Here is a 3,018-nt window from a genome sequence, read left to right as displayed (position 1 = left end):
GCCCTCGCCGACGCGTTGGACCATCTCGGTGAGCAGCGCGGGGATGTCGAGACCGGAGCCGTCGAGGTATAGCTCCGACACCAGGTCCAGGGCACTCCTGGCCTTTGCCGCGGCGGCGCTGCTGGCCCGGGGCGTGACGGCCCTCGCCGGGCGGGCCGGCCGCGCGGCGCTGCGAACCGGGCGGGTCACGGTGGCGCTGGCGGCGTTGCAGTACCAGAGGCGGCCCGGCATCGACCGGATCTTCGCCGTCGTGGCCGTCGCGGTCGCGCTGCTCGGGCTGGCCGGGGAGGACGTGCTCGCCGCCCGGGCCGCCCGCGCCGAGCGGACCGTCGCCGAGCTCGGCGCCGGCCAGGTGCTCACCGTGCGGGCGGCCGGCCAGACCGCGCTGCTGAGCGCCGTGCGGCAGGCCGACCCGGGCGGGCGCGCCGCGATGGCGGTCGCCGTCGACGACACCGCGAGCCCGCCGGTGCTCGCCGTCGACGCCGACCGGCTGGCCGCGGTCGCCGGGCAGAGCCGGGCACTGGCCGCCGGGCTCGCCCGCGCCGACGCCGCCGTCCGCGGTGACCGGGCGGCGCCGGACCAGCCGCCGCCGGTCGACGGCACCGCGCTCACCGCGAGCGTGCGCAACGACTCCGGCGTGCCCGTGTGGCTCGTCGTGCAGCTCGCCCACGCCGGGACCGGCGCCGCCGTCGCGGTCACGGTCGGGCCGTTCGACCCGGGCGAGCACGAGGCGAGCGCTCCCGTCCGCGGCTGCACCGGCGACCCCGGCTGCCGGCTCGCCGGGCTCACCCTCGCCGGGGCGCCCGGGCCGGACGGGCGCCCGCAGGACCCGCCCGCGCGGGCCGCCGTCGCCGTGCGGGGGCTGCGCCAGGACGGGCCGGCCAAGACCGTGCTCGACGCCGGCACGCTCGGGGACCCGCGGCTGTGGCGGGCCGCCACCACCGGCCTCGGGCTGATCCTCGGGCCGCGCAAGGGCGTGCTGAGCCTCGCCGTGCCGCCCGTGGCGGAGGGGCAGAGCGCGCGGCCGGACACCCGCGCGTACCTTGTCGGCACGCCCCTCCCGCTGGCCGCGCTCATCGCGGGCGACCCGCCCCGCGGCTGGTCGTCGGCCGAGCCGGCGCTGACGCTGTTCGGGGCCCGGGCCGTGCCGCTGCGCCCCGAACCCACCGGGGAGCTCCTGCCGGCGCTGGGCCGGACCGGGATCGTGCTCGACCTCGACACCGTGGCCCGTGCCCTGCCGGACGCCGTGATGCCCGGCACGCTGCAGGTATGGCTGGCCCGCGACGTGTCCCCGGAGGCGGCCGCGGACCTCGTGCGGCGCCTGGCCGCTGCCGGGGTGGAGGTCGTCGGCACCGAGACGGCGGACGCGCACGAGGCCCGGCTGGCCGAGCAGGGACCCGCCTTCGCGGTGCGTTTCCGGCTGCTGTCGGCCCTGGCGGGGCTGCTGCTGGCCGCGGTGGCCGCCGCCGTCGCCGTCGGCGTGGAGCGCAGGGTGCGCGCGGCCGAGCTGCGGGCGATGCGGGCCCAGGGTGTACCGGCACGGGTCGGGCCCGCCGCGGCGGCCGGCGGGCAGGGGGCACTGCTCGGGCTGGGCGCGCTGGCCGGGTTGCTCGTCGCGGGGGGCATCGCGGGGCTCTCGGGCGCGCCGGTGGCCGCGTTCACCGACGACTGGCAGCTGACCGAGCCGCCGCCCGCGCTACAGCCGGGCGCCCTCGCCGTGATCGCCCTGCTGTCCCTGGTGGTCCTGGCGGCCGCCTCCGCCGGGGCGTTGCGCGGCACCGGAAAGGAGCCGGCACGATGACGCCCTTGCGTGCGGTCGGGGCTGTGCGGGTCGGGCGCCGGGGTCGGGGTGCGGGCCTCGCGGTCGGGGCTTTGCGAGGTGGGCGCGCGAGTCGGGGTGCGGGGCTCGCGGTCGGGGCTTTGCGAGACGGGCGCGGAAGGGAGTACCGGTAAATGGTCGGGCTTGTCTTGGCGATGCTGCGGACCCGGCGCGGGCAGGCGGCGGCGCTGCTGCTGCTCACCATGCTGGCCGTCGGCGCGACCGTGGCGGTGCCCGCCTACCTCGGCGCCGTGGACATCGCCACCGCGCGGGGCGAGGTCGCCACGGCCGGCCCCGCCGAGCGCTCGATCACCGTCAGCGCCCTGGTCCGCACGAACGGCAGCACCGTCGACCCGGACTTCGACTCCGTCGCCGGGGCGCTGCTGGACCAGCCCGGGTTCGCGCACGTGTACTCCGCCGAGTTCGCCGTCATCGGCCTGCCGAGCGGTTCGGACGGCACCCGGACCGTGTACCGCCAGGACGCCTGCGCCCACCTGCGCATCGTCACCGGGCGCTGCCTCATGGGCACCGGCGACGTCGTCCTCGGCGAGCAGACCGCGGCCCGCAACGACCTCGCGGCCGGCGACCGGATCACGCTCACCTACGCCCGGGCGATCGCCAACCCGCTGACCGGCATCGCCGTGTTCCAGCCGGACGGGCCGCCGGTCGAGCTGACGGTGGTCGGCACGTACCGGCCCGCCGACCCGCACGAGCAGTACTGGGGCGGCCACCGGTACTTCGCCACCAGCGCCCTCGGCCAGAGCGCCGAGCCGGTGTTCCTCGGCGCCACCACCGCCGAGCGGCTCGTGCCCCGCGACGTCACCGTCGGCCTGGACGCGTCCGCCGGGCCGGGCGCCTTCGACCGGCTGCCCGAGCTGCGCGCGCAGCTCGAGGGCCTGCGCAGGCGGGCCGATCAGGTCAACGGCGGCTACCAGGTCGACACCGCCCTGCCCGCGCTGATCGACCGGGTCGAGGCCAGCCGCGGCCTGGCCCGCCGCAGCGTGCCCGCCGGCGCCGTGCCCCTGTTGCTGCTGGCCTATCTCGCGCTGTACCTCGCCGTGGACTACGGCGCCGAGGGCCGTCGCAGCGAGCTCGCCGTCGTGGCGCTGCGCGGCGCGCCCTGGTGGCCCCGCACCGTGCTGGCCACCGGCGAGACGATCGCCGCGATCGTGGCCGGCGCCGTCGCCGGGTGCGTGGCG

The 3,018-nt window shown here is 78.9% G+C and carries 2 protein-coding genes and 1 pseudogene; 2 read left to right on the top strand and 1 reads right to left on the bottom strand.

Annotation, left to right across the window (positions count from 1 at the left end; all coding sequences use genetic code 11):
- A partial coding sequence (locus tag AB0M46_RS51205; RefSeq protein ID WP_363349030.1) for a hypothetical protein occupies nucleotides 1–231 on the bottom strand: 231 nt, incomplete at its 3' end.
- Here AB0M46_RS51205 and AB0M46_RS51200 point away from each other — a divergent pair.
- Nucleotides 206–1,801: a hypothetical protein gene (locus AB0M46_RS51200; protein WP_363349028.1), complete on the top strand. Its 1,596-nt coding sequence runs from the start codon at nucleotides 206–208 to the stop codon at nucleotides 1,799–1,801. The genes AB0M46_RS51205 and AB0M46_RS51200 overlap by 26 nt on opposite strands.
- Nucleotides 1,802–1,953: 152 nt before the next feature.
- Nucleotides 1,954–3,018: pseudogene (locus AB0M46_RS51195) on the top strand (hypothetical protein); the annotation flags it as partial.

Origin of the sequence: Dactylosporangium sp. NPDC051485 (assembly GCF_040682015.1) — a bacterium.
Taxonomy (GTDB): domain Bacteria; phylum Actinomycetota; class Actinomycetes; order Mycobacteriales; family Micromonosporaceae; genus Dactylosporangium.
This window is presented reverse-complemented; position numbering and strand designations above follow the sequence as displayed.